The organism is Streptomyces sp. NPDC001549, from assembly GCF_042894025.1.
GTDB lineage: Bacteria > Actinomycetota > Actinomycetes > Streptomycetales > Streptomycetaceae > Streptomyces > Streptomyces kutzneri.
Genome location: NZ_JBIAVJ010000011.1, coordinates 102,583 through 120,722, shown reverse-complemented (window position 1 = coordinate 120,722; position 18,140 = coordinate 102,583). Strand labels below are relative to the sequence as shown.

At 72.5% G+C, this 18,140-nt stretch carries 16 protein-coding genes; 2 read left to right on the top strand and 14 right to left on the bottom strand.

Translation table 11 applies throughout. The features are described from left to right. Positions 1-15 precede the first annotated feature (15 nt). Positions 16-3,240, bottom strand: a complete 3,225-nt coding sequence (locus ACFY04_RS19845; RefSeq protein WP_389118307.1) for an amidohydrolase family protein — start codon at positions 3,238-3,240, stop codon at positions 16-18. A gap of 142 nt (positions 3,241-3,382) precedes the next feature. Between ACFY04_RS19845 and ACFY04_RS19840 the strand changes: the two genes are divergently transcribed. Beyond that, a complete protein-coding gene (locus tag ACFY04_RS19840; RefSeq protein WP_389118305.1) occupies positions 3,383-4,291 on the top strand; it encodes an aminoglycoside phosphotransferase family protein in 909 nt (302 codons plus the stop codon). Positions 4,292-4,375: 84 nt separating this feature from the next. Here the strand turns inward: ACFY04_RS19840 and ACFY04_RS19835 are convergent, their stop codons facing one another. The 10 genes from ACFY04_RS19835 to ACFY04_RS19790 all read right to left on the bottom strand — a co-directional run bounded on the left by ACFY04_RS19835 (position 4,376) and on the right by ACFY04_RS19790 (position 13,214). Beyond that, complete coding sequence (locus tag ACFY04_RS19835) at positions 4,376-4,912, bottom strand: hypothetical protein (RefSeq protein WP_389118505.1); 537 nt, start codon at positions 4,910-4,912, stop codon at positions 4,376-4,378. Positions 4,913-5,086: 174 nt separating this feature from the next. After that, positions 5,087-5,398: a hypothetical protein gene (locus tag ACFY04_RS19830; RefSeq protein WP_389118304.1), complete on the bottom strand. Its 312-nt coding sequence runs from the start codon at positions 5,396-5,398 to the stop codon at positions 5,087-5,089. A 234-nt stretch (positions 5,399-5,632) separates the two neighbouring features. Further along, positions 5,633-6,817 carry a cytochrome P450 gene (locus ACFY04_RS19825; protein ID WP_389118302.1) on the bottom strand — a complete coding sequence of 395 codons (1,185 nt, stop codon included), beginning with the start codon at positions 6,815-6,817 and terminating at the stop codon, positions 5,633-5,635. Further along, on the bottom strand, positions 6,807-7,547 hold the full coding sequence (locus tag ACFY04_RS19820) for a tRNA-dependent cyclodipeptide synthase (protein ID WP_389118300.1): 741 nt from the start codon (positions 7,545-7,547) through the stop codon (positions 6,807-6,809). The genes ACFY04_RS19825 and ACFY04_RS19820 overlap by 11 nt, the downstream gene beginning before the upstream one ends. A 350-nt stretch (positions 7,548-7,897) precedes the next feature. After that, a complete protein-coding gene (locus ACFY04_RS19815) occupies positions 7,898-8,860 on the bottom strand; it encodes an endonuclease/exonuclease/phosphatase family protein (RefSeq protein ID WP_389118504.1) in 963 nt (320 codons plus the stop codon). Positions 8,861-8,973: 113 nt separating this feature from the next. Beyond that, positions 8,974-10,242, bottom strand: coding sequence for a serine hydrolase domain-containing protein (locus ACFY04_RS19810; protein WP_389118298.1), 1,269 nt, complete (start codon positions 10,240-10,242; stop codon positions 8,974-8,976). A 97-nt stretch (positions 10,243-10,339) separates the two neighbouring features. Beyond that, the gene (locus ACFY04_RS19805) at positions 10,340-11,212 is read right to left on the bottom strand and encodes a PhzF family phenazine biosynthesis protein (protein WP_389118297.1); all 873 of its coding nucleotides are present in this window, start codon (positions 11,210-11,212) and stop codon (positions 10,340-10,342) included. A gap of 51 nt (positions 11,213-11,263) precedes the next feature. Next, the gene (locus ACFY04_RS19800; RefSeq protein ID WP_389118295.1) at positions 11,264-11,998 is read right to left on the bottom strand and encodes a hypothetical protein; all 735 of its coding nucleotides are present in this window, start codon (positions 11,996-11,998) and stop codon (positions 11,264-11,266) included. Positions 11,999-12,225: 227 nt separating this feature from the next. Then, a complete protein-coding gene (locus ACFY04_RS19795; RefSeq protein WP_389118294.1) occupies positions 12,226-12,888 on the bottom strand; it encodes a class I SAM-dependent methyltransferase in 663 nt (220 codons plus the stop codon). Beyond that, positions 12,837-13,214 (bottom strand): hypothetical protein, encoded by a 378-nt coding sequence (locus ACFY04_RS19790; RefSeq protein WP_389118292.1) that lies wholly within the window; start codon positions 13,212-13,214, stop codon positions 12,837-12,839. Before ACFY04_RS19790 ends, ACFY04_RS19795 begins: the two co-directional genes overlap by 52 nt. 110 nt (positions 13,215-13,324) lie before the next feature. On the opposite strand from ACFY04_RS19790, the gene ACFY04_RS19785 reads away from it, so the two are divergent. After that, positions 13,325-14,326, top strand: a complete 1,002-nt coding sequence (locus tag ACFY04_RS19785; RefSeq protein ID WP_389118290.1) for a TAXI family TRAP transporter solute-binding subunit — start codon at positions 13,325-13,327, stop codon at positions 14,324-14,326. Between the two features lie 4 nt (positions 14,327-14,330). On the opposite strand, the gene ACFY04_RS19780 is transcribed toward ACFY04_RS19785, so the two are convergent. The 3 genes from ACFY04_RS19780 to ACFY04_RS19770 form a co-directional block, all read right to left on the bottom strand. Beyond that, positions 14,331-15,770 carry an ATP-binding protein gene (locus tag ACFY04_RS19780; protein ID WP_389118289.1) on the bottom strand — a complete coding sequence of 480 codons (1,440 nt, stop codon included), beginning with the start codon at positions 15,768-15,770 and terminating at the stop codon, positions 14,331-14,333. Beyond that, positions 15,767-16,480: a response regulator transcription factor gene (locus ACFY04_RS19775; RefSeq protein WP_389118287.1), complete on the bottom strand. Its 714-nt coding sequence runs from the start codon at positions 16,478-16,480 to the stop codon at positions 15,767-15,769. Before ACFY04_RS19775 ends, ACFY04_RS19780 begins: the two co-directional genes overlap by 4 nt. A 147-nt stretch (positions 16,481-16,627) precedes the next feature. After that, positions 16,628-18,004 (bottom strand): MFS transporter, encoded by a 1,377-nt coding sequence (locus ACFY04_RS19770; protein ID WP_389118503.1) that lies wholly within the window; start codon positions 18,002-18,004, stop codon positions 16,628-16,630. Positions 18,005-18,140 lie beyond the last annotated feature (136 nt).

The following is an 18,140-nucleotide window of genomic DNA, read 5'->3' as shown; positions in this document are numbered from 1 at the left end:
GCCTGTGCGAAACGCCTAGACGTGCGGGGTGCAGCAGCCGTCGCGCAGCATCTGGTCCAGTACCGCGCGCCAGTCGGCCGGGTCCGGGTCCGGGGCCGAGTCCGGGTCCGGGGCCGACTCCGAGGCCGGTGGTTCGGCGGACGGGGTGAAGGCACGTTCCAGGGCGGGGCGTTCACGCAGGCTCCCGCCGCGGACGGTCGCCCGTACGCGGACCAGGTCGTCGAAGTCGGTGAAGGGATCACCGTCGACCAGGGTGAGGTCGGCGATCCGGCCGGGCTCGACCGTGCCGAGCCGGTCCGCGACACCGAACATCCGGGCCGGCGTCAGGGTCACCGTCGTCAGGGCCTCCGCCGGCGTCAGGCCGTACCGGTGCAGGGCCCGCAGGGCGAGGTGGAGATGGAGACCGACCGGGGTGAGCGGTGCGTCGGTGCCCAGCGCGAGGCGCCCGCCCCCTTCGATGACACGGCGGTAGACGCCGACCTCCCGCTCCAGCGCCGCGCTCTGCTCCGCGCTCGGAGGCGCGGCGGCCGCGGCCCGGACGGCCGCCACGTCCCACGGCGGCATCAGGGACGTCACTCGCGGATCGTCGGCGAGCGCCGGATCGGCGCCGATCAGCGGGAGGGCCGTGAAAGGGGTGGCGATCAGAGCGAAACCGCCGTGCGTGTAGACCTCCAGGGTGTCCTGGTACGTGTGCCCGCGCGGGGTCGCACCGTGCCCGTGCTCGGCACGCTCGGTCGCCACCAGGTGCGTGGTCAGGTCCTGGCCGGAGCGGATGCCGGGGGCGCACAGGTGGGAGCCGGCCAGGACGCCGAGCCGCTCGTGCGCGAAGCGGGCCGCCTCGGCCATCTGCTCGTAGGGGGCTCGTACGTACGTCTTGACGAAGTCCCAGTCCAGCGCCGCGGCCCGGGCCAGCGAGCGGGCGAACCCGGCTCGCGTGCGATGGGCGCGCCCCATGGTGTAGGCGACCCGCGAGCCGTCGAGGAGCTCCCCGCCCGCCAGCAGACGGGGAGCGGCGAGCAGCCCGGCCCGGATGTCCTCGCGCAGCCGGGCCTGTTCATAGGCGGAACCGCCGAGCGAGACCACGGTCGTGACCCCGTACGCGAGGTGCAGCGCACCCTGGCGCGCCCCGTAGGTGTACGGGTACGGATGGACGTGCGCGTCCCACAGGCCGGGCAGAACCGTGCCGTCGGAGCAGTCCACGGTGCGGGCGGCGCGGCGGCCCGGCCGGTGCGGCTCGACGGCGGTGATCCGGCCTCCGCCGATCAGGACGTCGACGTCGGCGCGGGGCGCGGAGCCGGTGGCGTCCCACAGCAGTCCCGCGTGCACGACGGTGTCGACGGGTGCGGGACGCCGGTAGTTCAGGGAGACGGGTACGGTCCGGGGCGCTCCGGCCGGTGCGCCGGCACCGTCGAGGGCGAGCAGGCGCAGCCGGGCACAGGACTGGTAGAGCAGGGTACGGGAATCGGCGGACCACGAGGGGTGGTCGGCGGGCTCGTCGGTCACGCGGCGGGCCGGTCCGGCCGGGGTACCGTCGGGGCCTACGGGAAGCAGCCAGAGGGCCGACTCGCCGACGCAGGCCAGGAAGCGGCCGTCGGGGGACCAGACCGGACCGGAGGCGTAGCGGTCCGCGAGCGAGGCGTGCGGGGCGAGCGCCTGCAGGCGGGCGGCGCCGGTGGCGGTGTCGACGATCCGGATGAGGTTGTAGCCCTCGCGGAAGCGCCGGCTGAGCCGGTTGCGGTCGCAGAGGGCGAGGTGGCGGCCGTCGGGCGACCAGCTGGGCGGGCCGGGCAGACCGCCGCCGCCGAGGGCCGCGACCAGCGGGATCTCGGTCCCGGTCGCGAGGTCGCGGACGAGGAGCCGCCCGGCGAGGTCGAGGGCGGCGAGCCTTGTGCCGTCCGGCGACAGCACCCCGTAGACGCGGCCGCCCGGGGCGAGGACGCTCTCCCGGCCGCTGTCGAGCTCCCGGCGGCGCACGGTGTTCAGGCCGTCGCGGTCGTCGGTGTAGACCAGCGCGCGGCCGTCCGGGCTCCACACCGGACCCTGGACGTACGCCGTGACCGGGGCCTGGACGATCTTGCGGGGCGCGCCGCCGGTGACGGGTGCGACCCACAGCGCGTTCAGTGCGGCGAAGGCGACGCGGCGGCCGTCGGGGGAGAGGGCCGGCAGGTGGATGCCCCGGACCGGAAGGCTCCGTTCGGCCTCCAGGACGTACTCCTTGACCCGGTAGCGGGGCCGGGGTACTTCGAGGGTGGCGTCGAGGGGGATCTCGCGGCCGGCGGCACCGTCGTCCCGGTGGGGGCGGATCACCCGGAACCGGCCGTCGAGGGTGATCAGCAGCCTGTCGTCGCCGATCCAGCGCGGGGGAGCGGGGGCGAGATCACCGTCGAGGGGGACCGGACGGCCGTCGGTGAAGAGGGAGAGGTTCTCGGCCTTGCGGGGTCCGGGAGCCGCGGACAGCCAGGCGGTGCGTCCGGCCGGGGAGAGCGCGGGAGCCAGCAGCCTGCCGTCGGTGACGGTGTGCTCGACCCGGACCGGGCCCCCGGCACCGGGGTCCGCGGCCACGGAGGCGATGGTCCGGGCGGTCAGGGTTTCGCCGGTGGGCGTGCCGCGTACGAACAGGACGCGCGAGCCGTCCGGCGACCAGACCGGGTCGAAGTCCTCCCACTCCCCGTCCTGGCCGGGGCCGTCCTGCCCGGGCAGCCCCGTCAGCCGGCGCGGGCGGCCGCCGGTCACGGTGACGGTCCAGATCCGGTACGGGCTCCCGGCCACCGGATCACCACCGCGCTCGGAACAGAAGGCGAGGGTGCGGCCGTCGGGCGACCAGGCGGGCGCGCGGTGGTCGAACGGGCCGTCGGTGAGCGGGCGCAGGCCCGAGCCGTCCGCGTTCATCACCCAGAGGTGGAAGGCGCCGCCGCGGTAGGCGCTCATCGCCACCTGGCGGCCGTCGGGGGAGAACACCGGGCGGCCGGGTTCGAGGTCGGGCGGGGTCAGCGGCGTCGCGGGCGAACCGTCCGGAGGCAGCGACCAGAGAACGCCCTGGACCTCGGCGACGACCCGGTCCCCGGTGGCGGTGGCGGTGGCCGCTCCGTTGGTCGCTCGGGTGAAGCGCAGCCTGACCAGGTCCCCCGGGGCGCCGCCCGGGACGGCCGCCGCCGCGGACGCGCGGCCGAGCAGCGCCGTCAGGGCGCCCGCCGAAGCCGCCTGCAGAACGGTCCTTCGCGCAACTCGCAACCCGACCACTCGCCCTGTCCGTCGATGACTGCCCCGGATGTCCCGTCAGCCACGCAAACGATCACGACCCCGGTCGGGCAACGGGGCCGCGCGCGGGTGTGGTGGGAAAAGGGTTTGACCTCGTGGGCGGTCGGCGATCGGATGGCGGTCCATGAGCACTGCACAGATGATGCATCCAGGCGCGCACCCCATCGACGAGGACCTCGTACGCCGTCTGATCGCCGGGCAGTTCCCCCGGTGGGCCGGGCTGGCCGTGGAGCGGCTGCCGTCGGGCGGCACGGTCAACGAGATGTACCGGCTGGGCGACGGGATGGTCGTACGGCTGCCGATGCTGGCGGGCGGGGCCGAGGACGTGGCGATGGAGCGGGAGTGGCTGCCGCGCCTCGCACGCCGGCTGCCCACGGCCGTCCCCGAGGTCCTCGGGGCCGGGGAGCCCGCGCAGGGGTATCCGTGGTCGTGGTCGGTGTACCGGTGGCTGGCGGGGGAGAACCCGGAGGCCGGGGCGCTGCACGAGCCCGTGGCGCTGGCCCGTGACCTGGCCGCCTTCGTGGCGGCGATGCGGGGCATCACCCTGCGGGGGGCGCCGAAGGCCTACCGCGGGGGGCCGCTCGCCTTGCTCGACGCGCCGACCCGGGCAGCGATCGATCAGCTGCGAGGGATACCTGAGGAGGGTGTCGACTGCGATGCCGTGGCGGCCGTATGGGAGGACGCGCTGCGGGCCCCGGAGTGGGACGGGCCGCCGGTGTGGCTGCACTCCGATCTGACGCCGGGCAACCTGCTGGTGGACGGGGGCAGACTGGCCTCGGTCATCGACTTCGGGTGCATGGGGGTGGGAGATCCCGCCTGCGATCTGTTCCCGGCGTGGAATCTGCTGCCGGCCGGTGCGAGGGCGGTCTTCCGCGAGGAGCTCGGCGTGGACGACGCGACCTGGCGCCGCGGCCGGGGGCGGACGCTCTCGCAGGCGCTGAACGCGCTGCCCTACTACCGCACGACGAACCGGGTGATGGCGGCCAACGCCCGGCACGTGATCCGGGAGGTGCTGGGAGAGGGCCGGCGGTGAGGCCCGGCCGGCCCGGCGGAGGTGTGCCGGGCCCGGCCGGGGAGTGCGCCGGGCCCGGGCCCGGCGCACGGCGGCCGGGTGCGCTCAGGAACTGGCCGCGGAGGTGCAGGCCGCGCTGCCGCCGCAGAAGGTGACGTCCCAGTGGTTGCCCTCCCGGGCGTAGACGTTGCCCGCGGCGGACCGGTAGCGGGCGGCGCCGTCGCCGCGGTCGGCGATCCGGGTGAAGCTGCCGGTGACGTAGTTGCCGACACAGCTGGTCGGACTGAAGTCGATCTTGTAGCCGTTCCAGTGGCTGTAGGTGCCCGAGGCGTGTCCCACCTCGGTGCCGCCCGTGATGGTGAGGGCGCAGTGGCTCGCGTTGCGCAGGGTGCTGACGTCGCTGATGGTGGCGGCGTTGACCTGCTCCAGCGAGGTGCAGGTGGCGTTGTTCCGGTTGCTGCAACCACCGCTGGAGGACAGGCCGATGCCGCCCGTCGCGTTCAGCTTGCTCACGGCCGACGCATGGCTGAGCTTTGCCGGGACGGCGTGGGCGGTGCCGGGAACGAGCAGGGCGACGAGGGCCGCCGTGGTGCCGACGAAGCCGGTGGCGAGGGTGCCGCGGACTCGACTGCGCATGAGGATCTTCCCCTTCTCCGGATCGGAGTGCTGACCACACACACTTCAGCAGCGGGGGTCGGGCCTGCGCAGGCCGGAGGGAACATCTGTCCGGTACGGGGCAGTCGGCCGCTCCCGCAGGGCGTGGTGCCCGCGCCGGGCCGCGCCGAGCGGATCGTTCGAGTGGCGCAGGTGGAGGGATCAGTGCCCGCCCGGGAGCCGCTCGTCCTGGAGCCGGTCGCGCTGCAACTGGTGGGCGAGGGTGCGGCGTACCGAGGCCGAAACCGTCACCGGCGTGCCGGCCGCCGCCTGCGGCGGGACGTCGAGACCGCGGCTGATCTCGTCGTAGGCGGCCCGGAAGCCCGCAGGCAGTTCCGCGCGATGGACCGTCAGGTCGTCCTCGAGGAGGCGCCGCAGCTCGTCGACGGTCCGGGGCGTGAAGCGCTTCCGGCCCCGGGCGAGTGCGTCGACGCAGCGGGTGCAGCGCGCGGCGTCGAAGGTCGGCGTGGTCATCACCGGGGAGAGCCGGCGGGAGCTCGCACGGCTGCGGAAGGGGGCCACTACCCCTGGCTCGACGACGCCGACCGGTTCGTGGCGACCACCGCGGCGTTCCTGGCGTAGCGGCCCCTACGAGGCCAGGGCGCCCGCCCGGGCGCGGGGCGGTGCGGGCAGGGCGATGGCCCCGGCCGGATTCCCCCCGGCCGGGGCCATCATCGGGCAGGCGCGTCGTCCCGCGCGCCTACGCGATCACCAGAGCACGGGCAGGCGCTCGGGGATGCGCTTCATGAAGCGGGTGCGCCACACGAGCTGGTCGACCGGCACGGCGAGAGCGAGGTGGGGCATCTTCTCCAGGAGCACCTCGATGGCGATCTCGGTGTGCCGCTTGCCGAGCGCGGTGGCCGGGCAGTAGTGCTGTCCGCCGCCGAAGGAGAGGTGCGTACCGGCGTCCGGCCGGTCGATGTCCGCGACGTGCGGGTCGGGGTACACGTCCGGGTCGGTGTTGGCGGCCTCGACCAGGACGAGCATCAGCTCGCCCTTCTTCACCTCGACGTCGCCGAGGGTGACGTCCTCCAGCGCGAGCCGGGGCAGGCCGTCGGCGATCGACAGGTTGATGCGCAGGAGTTCGTCCACCGCCGCCGGGATCTTCTCCGGCTCCTTGCGCAGCCGCTCCCACATCTCGGGGTTCTGGAGGAGGGAGAAGATCGCCATGGTCAGGAAGCCCATGGTGGAGATGACCCCGGCGCCGAACAGCGTGACGCCCACGGTGGCGAGCATCTCGTCCGTCAGGTGGTCGTAGTCGGGGTCGTTGCGCAAGGCGGCGAGCTCGGCGATCAGCCCGGTGGTGGTGGGGTCGTCGAGGCGCTCCACCATGTAGGCGATGTCGCGGTCCCAGTTGAGCTTGGCGCCGGTGACCGGGCAGGCCGAGTTCATGAACGCGATGTCGAGGCTGGCCGCCAGGCGCGGCGCGTCGGACTCGGCAATGCCGAGGATGCGGCAGTGCAGGTTCTCGGCGTACGGGTTGGCGAACTGGCCGCGCAGGTCGGCCGGCGCCCCGTGGCTCAGGAGGCTGTCGACCAGGCCGGTGGCCTGGGCGCGCATCCAGTCGGTGAGCCCGTCGGTCTTGGGGTTGATCGCCTTGAGGACGGCCTTGCGCAGTCCCGCTCCGGTGATGTTGCCCATGTTGTTCACGACCTCGGGCGGGATCGTCAGCGCGTACTGGCGGGGCACACCTGGGGCCGAGGTGTCCTTCAGGCTGAACCGGGGATCCTCCAGGACCTGCTTGGCCAGCGGATAGGAGGAGACGAGCCAGGCTTCGTCCCCGGCTATCGTGCGGACCCGCTTCACCGGTTCGGCGCGCAGCTCCTCGATCTCGGGCGGGAGCTGGTCGCCGCGCGCGGAGAAGGGGAAGTCGAGCAGGGTCTCAGTGGACATCGGGAACTCCTTCGGCGGGGGTGATGATGGCGTGACCCTGGTTGCGCGAGGCGCGCAGGCCCGAGCCGCGTGAGTAGAGCAGTTCCGCCATGGGCAGGAGCTGGTGGTAGCAATTGAGGGAGGACGGCACGCCGAGGATGGCCGGCGTGTCGAGGAAGAGAGGCATTTCGGCGCAGACGTACTCCAGGCACACGTCGCGCTGCCGCGTGGTGGCGGCCTTCCCGTTCAGGACCTTGGACGAGAGGAACGCGTCGACCAGCGAGTTGCTGGTCTTGCGGAACTCCGGGTCGGTGTCCAGCAGGGTGGTCAGGTGACGGTGGAGCGCCTGGTAGGCCGGGATGTCGGTGAGGGAAGACATCGGGCGGGCGCGGAGGCGGATGCCGGTGGGATCGGCCTCCGCGGCGGCGTTGTTCACCTTGGCGCGGACGCCGCGCAGGTTCTTCACCGCCTTCCGGCGCGCTTCGTCCTCGCCGTAGCCGAGAGCCTCGTACATCTCGGCGACGTGCATGTCGGTGTAGATGAGGTCGACCTGCTCGAAGTTGCGCAGGCCCCAGTGGGCAAGGTCATTGACACGTTGGGCCGAGAAGTAACTGTTCCCCGGGGAAATACCTATAACGGCATGATCGCCTTCGGTGCTGATCACCTGGCAATGCGGGGTGTACGGCCGGACTGTGAAGACTTCGGTTGCTGTCGTCAACAGGGGTCGGGTCCTTTGTGCCGCTAGTCCCATGGGGCCCTGTGCCCCGGGTGTGGCGGCGACGTGAAGGAAAGCTACCCGAACTGTGAGCGACGTTCCATGTCTTCTGGGTAGTAACTCATCTGTCGGACAACACAGTTGACCGAGGCACCTTTCGAACGCGGCCGATCAGGCCCTGGCAGCGGCCTGCCGGCCGCGTTTTACCGGGTGTTTCCGGAACGGCCGCCAGCGGGAAATCGGTCGGCCGACCGGAATTCCTCCCGGCCTATTCCGGCCAAGAAGCGACGGTGATGGACCATCAAGCCCCGCTTCCGCTACGGGCTTTTCCGGTCGGCTCGCCCGGCGGGCTGGCCGGCGGCGAACCGCGAGGAAAGTGAGGCCGGTCAGTAGTCGAGTACGGCGAGGACCGGCGCATGGTCGGAGGGGCTGTCGTGCGGCGCGGCCGGCTGCGCGCCGTCCACCGTCGGCAGCGTCTCCGGGCCGGTGAAGACCCGCTCCAGCCGGGGCAACAGGGCCTGGCTCACCAGGATGTGATCGATGAGCTCCCTCTGGCCTTCGAAGACGCGGGAGAAACCGCCCTGTTCGAGGATGCGCGGGGCGAGGTTCCAGAGCCGCCTCGGGTCGCCGAGGTCGGTGTCCTGGAAGCCCCCGGTACCGATCTGCGAGCCCGGCGGGCCGTACAGGATCTGCGTGGTGGCCGCCTTGAACTCGTCGTTGAGGTCGCCCATCACGATCACCTCGTGCGTGCGGCCGTCGCCCTGCAGGAGCTGGTCGGCCACGAAACGCATGGTGACGGCCTCGGCGGCGCGGCGGTACAGGGCGTACGCGGCGTAGCGGGCGCGCAGTTGTTCGTCGTCCGTGCTGTGACGGTTGCCGGGGAAGGTCAGCAGCTTCGACTTGAGGTGGCAGACGGCCACCCCGACGGTGTGGCCGGGCACGGGACTCCAGCGCACGACCAGGCCGCCGCGGCCCATTCTCTTGATCATGGTCCCGTCGTCCTCGACCCGGACGGGCGGGAGGTGGTCCGGGAAGGCCGTGCGGTCCTCGACCACGGTGAGCGGCCGGCGGCTGAGGAAGCCCGTCCGGATGCCGCGGCGGTCGGGATGCGTCGACAGGGCGATGTGCCAGTCGCCGTCGAGCCGGTCGGCCAGATCGGTCAGCGCCTCGTGGCTGCCCACCTCCTGGACGCCGAGGAGATCGGGCGCGAGATGGTCGATGGTGGCCGCGAGGCCCTCCAGCTTCGCCTGGTAGGTGGCCTCGTCCTGGGCGGCGCAGCGGTTCGAGGGCGGGCCGCCCGGGGGCAGGGGGCGGCAGAGGTTCTCCAGGTTCCACGTACCGATGACCACGCTCACGGCTGCTCCTGTCCTCAGGTCGTCGCCAGTCGTCGCCAGTCGTCGTCCGTCGGCCGTCGTCAGGTCTCCGTGGACCGTAGACCGTGGGCCGTTGGCGGCGGCGGCCGTCAGCCGGTCTTGGGCGCGACCGGTTTGTGGCCGGGATACACGTGATCGGGGGTGACGATGCTCGTGACCGCCTCGCCGAAGAGCGTGCTGGGCTCCTGGCCCTTGTACTGGCTGTCGGTGTTCAGGAGGATGACCATGGTCGCCTGTGCCGACGGCAGGTAGACGGGCAGGACCTCGTAGCCGGGGATCGAGCCGTTGTGGCCGATCCAGCCCTGGACGTCGAAGATGCCCAGTCCGTAGCCGGCACCCGGAATGTCCATCGGGGTGGTCTTCAGACGCTCGGCCTGGGTCGCCGGCTTCAGCAGCGTGCCGGTGGCGAGAGTGCGGGCCCAGCTGCGCAGGTCCTGGAGGTCGGAGACCATCTCTCCGGCGGCCCAGGCCCAGGAGGGATTCCAGCGGGTCGCGTCCGCGACCTTGCCCGAGGCCGTCTGGTCGGTGTACCCGTGCGCATAGGGCACCGGCAGGGCCGGGCTCGTCGGGAAGACCGTGCTGCGGAGCCCGGCCGGTCCCAGGATGTCCTTGGTGATGACCTCGTGGAGCGGCCGGCCGGTGATCTTCTCCACCACCAGGCCGAGCAGGATCAGGTTGGTATTGCTGTAGTCGAACTCCGCGCCCGGCTCGAACTGCACGGGGTGCTTGAAGGAGTAGTCGAGCAACTGCCGCGGTGAGACGTACTTTTCCGGATCGGCCTGGAGCTGCGTGATGAAGTCCCCGTCCATGCTGTAGTTGAAGAGTCCGCTGCGCATGCCCGCCAGTTCCCGCAGGGTGATGCGGTCACCGTTCGGAACCCCTGTGACGTAGGCGCCGATGCGGTCGTCCAGGCCCGCCTTCCCCTGGTCGACCAGCTGGAGGAGGGCGGTGACGGTGAACGTCTTGGTCTCACTGCCGATGCGCACGTGGAGGCCTGGAGCCATGGGCGCGCCGGTCGCCTTGTCCGCCACGCCGAAGGACCGTACGTAGCTCCCCTTGCCGGGGGCCCACAGTCCGACCGTCACGCCCGGCACCTGCGCCTCGCGCATGACCCGGAGCACGGCCGCGTCCAGTTGCGCCGCGACGGCCGGTGTGAGGGGCGTGAAGCCCGTGTCGGCGTCCGGGGAAGGGGAAGGGGAAGAGGAAGGGGTCGGGGTGGCGGCGGCCGCGGCGGCGGGAGTGGACCGCCCGGGAACGGATGCCCCGGATGCGGAGCCCGCGGCGGCCGGGGCGATGAGCACTCCTGTTGCGGCGGCGGCCGCGCAGGCCCGGCGCAGCCGGAGATGGGTTGGCTTCACGGCATGGTCTCCTGCCGTCCGAGGGCCCCGGGCAACACCATCAGGCTAGGTCCCCGCGCCCCCGGTCGCGAGGTGAGCCGTCCGCCTCCGGAGAGCTTCAGGAGGGCGGGAGCTCGCGCAGGTGTCCCTCCCCGACGAGGGCGACACCGCCGCCGACGCGCACCGAGCGGACGTCCCGGCCGTGGCCGTCGGCGCTGACGGTCATCGTGCTGGGGCGCCCGGTGAAGCGGCCCTGGCGCAGTAGGGTCGGTTCGCAGGCGCCGATCCGGCCGTGGCTGCGCAGATAGGCGGCGGCGCACCCCGCACCGCTGCCGGTGGCGACGTCCTCCAGGATCCCGTCGTTGTTCCAGTGCCTCCCCTCCATGGCCGCGGCGTCCAGCAGGTAGGCGAATTCGGCGCCGAGGCGGCCCAGGGGCGCATCGAGCGGTTCCGTGACGCGGGCACGGGCGAGCGCGTCGCCCCGTACGGGGAGCACCAGGTAGCGCAGGCCCGTGGAGACCACCTCCGGGGGCAGGCCGGGGTCCAGGTCACCGGGGTCGAGGGCGAAGAGGGCGGCCAGGCCTTCCGGGTCGCGGCGGTCGAGGAAGGTGGCTGCGCCCTGGTCGAGGAGGCTCGCGTACCGGCCCGGGCCCCGGCGTTCGGTGGTGACCTCCACCGGGCGGTCGGGCAGGCGCAGGGTCCAGGCCTCGTGGTCCGCCGCGCCGTGGAGGGCGTGCAGTACCGCGGCCGCGCCGATGAGGGGGTGCCCGGCGAAGTCCAGCTCGCCCGTGAGGTCGAAGACGCGCGCCCGCCACGTGCCCGGCCGCCCGGGTGAGCCGTCGCGCATGAGGAAGACGGACTCGAAGTGCCGCAGTTCCTGGGTGATCGTCCGCATCTGGGCGCCGGTGAGCGGATCGGCGTCGGGGAACACAGCGAGGCTGTTGCCGCTGTAGGGGCGGTCGGTGAAGACGTCGACGTGGTGGTAGCGCATGGCGGCGACGCTACCGGGCGCCGCCCGGCAGGCCGTGTCCGCGCGGGGCGGTCACCGGCCCAGCGCGGAGCGCAGGGTGATCCCGTGGTGGCTGCGCAGGCGCCGTACCTCCCAGACCGAGAGCGCGGTCACCGACAGCGGGCCGCCGAGCATGAAGGTGTAGAGCACCTCCGGAGGCGCGGCGATGTCGGAGCCGTTGAAGACCTGGAAGGCGAAGAGCGACCAGACCAGCAGCGGCGAGAGCAGCGCCGGCAGCAGCTGGTGCACGTCGGCGACCCGGAGGCAGGTGAAGACGCAGGCGTAGCAGGAGACGAGCGTGTAGGGAACGGAGCAGATCAGCACGATGACGGCGGCGATCCAGCCGACGGCCAGGACGATGAAGGCCAGGGCGGAGGAGATGAATCCGGGGCCCGTGATCGCCGAGAAGAAGCCCTTCAGGTCCCCACCGCTGATCAGGTCACCCTTGAGGGTCGTGAAGGACAGCCACATGACGAGAGGACCACTGACGAGCAGCAGGGCCGCGCTCAGCGGCCTGCGCAGACGCTCGGCGAAGTCACGGCGCCTGGCGGGGGTGCTCGCGACGAGGAAGACGGTGATGCCGATGAGGCTTCCGACCGCCAGGACGCCGCAGGCGAGGGCGAGTTCGACGAGCTTACCGAGGACGAATTCCTCGCCGCCGCTGCTCAGCGGGTACGCCACGACCAGCCAGACGGCGGCGGCGAGGCCGAGGACGGTCCGCCCGCGCTGCGTCCAGGCGATGAGCCTGTCCTCCACGTGCTCGGCCATGGGGGAATATTCGAATTCCACCGTCCAGGACCGGAAGAACGCCTTCACCGCGCCGCCGGACTCCGTCCGGTTCCCGAATACCGCTCCGGTCCCGCTCACTTGTTGTTGCTCCCCCGGTAACGCGTGTGCTCCGTACGCTCCGTGGGGCACATGCGCACCGCCACGAACGTCGGACACCTTATCGGGTCGCAGTCGGGGTGACGGGGGTCGGAGCGGGCCGTCCTGTTCTATGCGCGGCCGTGCGCCAGCAGGGCGGCGTGCGGCAGCACGAGTACACCGTCACGGTCGGTGAACTCCGCGCACAGCGCTTCGAAGTGCGCCTTGATGGTCTCGGTGACCTCGGGCGGCTGGCTCCGCACGATCTGTCCGATCGTGGCGATGCCGGCGGCGGGGCCGCTCCACCACTCCTCGGGAGTCGTCCGGTGGTCCCACATCAGGGTCTCGCAGCCGGCCTCCAGCAAGCCGGCTCCGGCCAGCAGCGCGGCGAAGCCCTGCTCGTCACGAGGAAAATCATCGCCGGGAGCCAGCGAGGGCAGGTGGGCGGGGCGGCCGACACCCGCCGCCTGGACCGCTCGCCCCAGCAAGGTCTGGCCGGCGGCCGCAGGGGCTGCCCAGATGGTGACGGCTATCCGGCCGCCCGGCCGCGTCACCCGGCGCAACTCCGCCAGGGCTGAACGGGGCTGTCCGACGTGGTTCAGGACGAAATTGCCGATCACCGCGTCGAACTCGTCGTCGGCGAAGGGCAGTTCCGGGAGAACGGCAAGGCGTACAGCGGCTGACGGCGCATTCCGGGTGGCAACGGCCACCATGCTCGGTTCGGCGTCCACCGCCGCCACCTTCACTCCCCGCCCGCACGCGGCCGCGGCGGCGGTCCCCGTACCGGTCCCCACGTCGAGCGGGCGTCGGAATCGCTGGCCGAAATGGTGAGGTTTCCGACACGGCGGTTGTGGCGGCGGCGTACCACTTCCGCTGAGGGCACTACCGCTGCCAAGAAGACGGCGAGACTCGCCCAGAGCGGCAGCACATGGTTGAGCAGTACCAGGCTCACGCCCAACACGAACCCGTAGGCCATCTCCATCCAGAACGTAATGATTCCGTGGTTGAGGAATATCGGGACTATGTATCGATCTCGGCCGGCTTTCGAGAGGTGCCGGATGTAAATGATGCTGGTGAATGCCGCGATGGCAGCGGCGGCAATGATCGTCGCGATGCGCATGAATTGCTCCCGTTCGATGTGGAGGAATTCCCCCCTCCAGGGAAATGGACAGGAAAGGACGCGGCATGACCCGAAATCCCGTGGCTTGACATCTGGCCTAGGCTTCCGCCGTGACCAGCGCAGAAGTGACCCGGCGGCGGGTGATGGGTTTCGGCCTCGGTGTTCTGGCGGGGGTGCCGGCCGGCTGCTCGGGGGATTCCGGACCGGTACGGCGGCTGCGGCTCGCCACGGGCCCCGAGGGCGGGCCGTACAACGCGTTCGGGCAGGCCCTCGCGCAGGCCGTCGCCGCGAGCGGCCGCCGGATCGAGATCGTCCCGGTGAGCACCGCGGCCAGCGTGGACAACCTGCGGAAGCTGGACGACGGCTCCGTCGAGCTGGCCCTGGCCATGGCGGACGTGGCCGAGGACGCGGTGCTGGGGCGGGAGCCGTTCCCCCGGCCGGCCGCCGCGACGGCCCTGGCCAGGGTCTACGTGAACTACACGCACCTGCTCGTCCCGGCGGACGGGCCGGTGCGCTCGGTGCGGGATCTCGCCGGGCGTCCGGTCGCGGCGGGCGCCGCGGGCTCGGGGGTACAGGTGGTGGCGGAACGGGTCCTGCGGGCGGCCGGGCTGAGCGGCGCACCCGTACCCGTACCCTCACCCGCACCGCCGGCGGCGGCGGCGGCGGACGAGCGGCAGCTCGGCCTCGCCGCCTCGGTGAGCGCCCTGCGCGAGGGCTCGGTCGACGCGCTGTTCTGGTCCGGAGGGGTGCCCACCCCGGCCCTGGCGGCCCTGGCGCGCGAGATGCCGCTTCGTTTCCTGCCGCTCGACGCCCACGTCGGCGCGCTGCGGGAGCGCTACGGCCCCGTCTACACGGCGGTCACGCTGCCGGCCGGGGTGTACGGACTGACGGAGCCGGTGGGAACCATCGGGGTCGGCAACTACCTCCTGGCGCGGGCCGACGTACCGCAGGGCGCGGTACGTGACCTGCTGCAGGTGGTGTTCGAGCGGTGGCGCGACCTGCTGCGGGAGGTGACGGCGGGGGCCCGGCTGGAGCCCCGCTTCGCCATCTCGACCGGCGAGGTGCCGCTCCACCCGGGCGCGGTCGCCCACTACCGGTCGGTGTACGGCTGAGACCTCACTCAGGAGGAGGGGACGGCAGCCGGAGCTCCACGACCAGGCCGTGCGGTTCATTGCCGCGGACGCCGAGCCGGCCGCCGCTGATCCGGGCGATCTCGTCGGCGATGGCCAGCCCCAGGCCGCTGCCGGGCACGTTCTGGTGCTCCGGGGAGCGCGCGAAACGGCGTAGGAGCAACGGCAGTTGCTCCTCCTGCACGCCCGGTCCGTCGTCCGCGACCCGTACGACGGCGACGGCGCTTCCGTCGGCCGCGTGCGTGGCGCGGACCTCGACGCGGCCGCCCCGCGGGACGAACTTCACGGCGTTGTCGAGGAGCGCGTCGAGGATCCGGCCCGCCGCGTCGGGCAGGGCGCGCGCCCGCAGGCCCTCCGCGAGGCCGGTGGCCACGAGTTCCACCCCCGCGGCCCGGAAGACCGGGTTCCAGGCCGTCACCCGGTCCCGTACCGCCCGCGACACGTCCTCGTCGCCCAGCTCCGCCGTGCCCGACTCCACCCGGGCCAGTGCCAGGAGGCCGTCGAGCAGCTCCTCCAGGCGCTCCGCCTCGTCCAGCGCGCGGCCGTGCTCGGACAGGCCCGGCCCGGGTGCGATGTGCGGCTCGACGTTCTCCAGCTGCAGCACCAGCGTGGCCAGCGGATTGCGCAGCTGGTGGGAGGCATCGGCGACGAAGTCGCGCTGGCGGCCGATGGAGTCGGCCATCGCCTCCGCCATGGTGTTGAAGTGCTGCCGCAGACGGCGCAGTTCCGGGGGACCGGTGTCGGACACGGCCCGGGCCTGCAGGCTGCCGGCGGTCAGTCGCCCGACCGCCCGGTCCAGGTCCAGTACCGGGCGCATCAGCCAGCGCGTGATCCCGGCCGCGACCAGGGCGGCTGCCGCGAAGGCGCCGAACGCACCGGCCGCGATGAGCGACCAGCGGACGGTCACGTCCCGGCGGGCGGCCTCGGTGGACACGGCCATCAGGACCGCCCCGCTCACCCGCTCGTCCCGGCCCACCGGTTCGGCCAGCACGACGGTGCGCGGTCCCCAGGGGCGCAGGGTGGGCAGCCGGTCGGTCGAGCGGCCGGTGAGGGCACGGCGACGGGCTTCCGCCCCTTCGGAGGGGCGGAAGCCCGCGGCGGGACCGGCGTCGGTGGCCGCGTCCGTGGCGGCGGCCGCCGCCGGTCCGGTCCCGGCCCGGGCCACCGTCGCCCCCGCGGAGTCGACCACGACCACCCCGGCTCCGTACAGCTGGGCGTAGCGGCCGATCTCGGCCGAGAGCTCCGCCCGGTCGGCGGCGGTACGCATCCGGTCGGCGAGGTCGGCGAACCGTACGGCTTCCGAGCGCCGTTGCAGGAGCAGGTGCTCGGTGCGCCCGCGTGCGTAGGCATCGGCAAGGGGGATGCAGAGCAGCAGCGCCGCCGCCCCCATGAGCACCATCAGCACCGCCAGCAGCCTGCGCCTCACCGCTCGCCGCCCCGTACGTCCGGGGCAGGGGCCGGGAAACCGAGCTGGTAACCGAACCCCCGGACCGTCCGCACCAGGCCGGAGCGGCCGGTCTTGGCGCGGATGCCCGCCACGTGCACGTCCAGGGAGCGGGAGGCCGCGAGGAAGGCGTCACCCCAGATCCGGTCCAGGATCACCTCGCGGGAATGCACCTCGTCCGGGCGGGCGGCCAGGAAGGCGAGCACGTCGAACTCGCGTCGGGTGAGTCGTACTCCGGCGCCCGCCACCGTGACGGTGCGACCCGCGAGGTCCACCTCGACATCGCCGGCGCGCACGGGCCGGGACCCGGCCGGGGCGGGGTCCGGACGGCCCGGGTGCGGGTCCGTCCGGCGCCGTACGGAGTCGATGCGGGCCATCAGCTCGGCCATCCGGAACGGCTTGACCACGTAGTCGTCGGCCCCCGCCCGCAGCCCCTGGACGATGTCGCGCTCCTCGCAGCGCGCGGTCACCACGATCAGCGGCGCGTCGCAGACGGTGCGCAGCCGCCGCAGCAGCTCTAGCCCGTCGAGGTCGGGAAGTCCCAGGTCGAGCAGGACGAACTCGGCCTCGCGGACGTGCCGCAATGCGTCCAGGGCGCGCCCCACCCGGCGGACGGTGTGCCCGCGCTGAGCGAGGGCCGTGCCCAGGGCCTGGGCCATGCGATCGTCGTCCTCGACGAGAAGCGCGTGCATAGACAGTCCCTCGCGACCTGTGACCGGAGCCCTGATGACCGGAGCCCCGATGTCCGGAGCCCCGGCGTACCGGAGTCTCCGTGTCCGGATCCCCGTGACCCGGCGCAGCAGCTTACGGGAGCCGGCGCGCCGGGCCACCGGGTCGGATCAGCGGGCCGCCTCGGCGGGAGCCGCCGCCGGCCGCTCCGGCCCGGTCTCCCCGTCGGCCTCGGCCTCGGCACGACTCAGCGCGGCATTGCGGGTGTCCGGCATGAGCACATAGGTGACGAGGGAGATCAGCGCGCACCCGGAGACGTACCAGAAGAACATCTTCTCGTGCCCGCTGTTCTTGAACCACAGGGCCACGTACTCCGCCGTGCCGCCGAACAGCGCGTTGGCGATCGCGTACGGCAGCGCCACCCCCAGCGCGCGTACCCGGGTCGGGAACAGCTCGGCCTTGACGGCCGCGTTGATCGACGTATAGCCGGTGATGATGACCAGCGCGAGCAGGGACAGCCCGAGCGCGGACCAGTACGAGGACGCCGATCCGAGCGCGGTCATGATCGGGTACGTGCCGACGGTGCAGCCCACCGCGAAGGTGATCAGCAGGGGCCGGCGGCCGATCCGGTCGGACAGCATCCCGGCGAAGGGCTGCAGCACGGCGAAGAGGGTCAGCGCGGTGAAGCTGACGAGCGTGGCGGTGGTCTTCTCCATGCCCGCGCTGCCGACCAGGTACTTGGTGAGGTAGGTGGTGTAGGTGTAGTAGGCCACGGTGCCGCCGAGGGTGAGCGCCATGACCAGCCCCGCCTGCCGCCGGTACTGCCACAGGGCCTTCAGCGTGCCGCGCGTGCTGTCGTCGTGGGCGTCCTCGCCCGGCGCCGATGATTCCTCCTTGAACGCGTCGGTCTCCTGCAGCCGGCGCCGCAGCCAGAAGACGACCACCGCGAACAACGCCCCGATGAGGAACGGGATCCGCCATCCCCAGCTCTCCAACTGGGCCGTGGTCAGGGTGTGCTGAAGGGTGATCAGAATGCCCAGTCCGAGCAGCTGGCCGCAGGTCATGGACACGTACTGGAAGGACGAGCCCAGCCCGCGCCGGTTCCGGGCCGAGGCCTCGGTCAGGTACGTGGCACTGGCCGCGTACTCGCCGCCGATGCTCATGCCCTGGAGCAGCCGGGCGAGCAGCAGCACCAGGGCGCCGAAGTACCCGGCCTGGCCGTAGGTCGGGGCGACGGCGATCAGCAGGGCGGCCACCGACATCATGGTGACGGTGAGGGTGAGCGCGCTCTTGCGCCCGTGCCGGTCGGCGGCACGGCCCAGGATCCACCCGCCGACGGGACGCATCAGGAAGCCGACGGCGAAGATCCCCGCCGTGTTCATCAGCTGGGTGGTCGGGTTGTCGCCGGGGAAGAAGGAATCGGCGAAGTAGATCGCGAAGCTGGCGTAGACGAACCAGTCGTACCACTCGACGAGATTTCCGAGCGAGCCGCCGATCAGGGCGAGACGGCGCTTCCTGCGCTCGTCCCCGGGCGGCGACGCGGGCATGACGACGGACGGGGACATGGCGGCTCCAGACGGAAGTTCCCTGATGGGGGACGGCAGAACTGCCCCGGCGGTGGGGGAGTGTCCAGAGCATGCGGGGGTCGCCGTACCCGGACAAGGTCCGCCACGGAGATCTAAC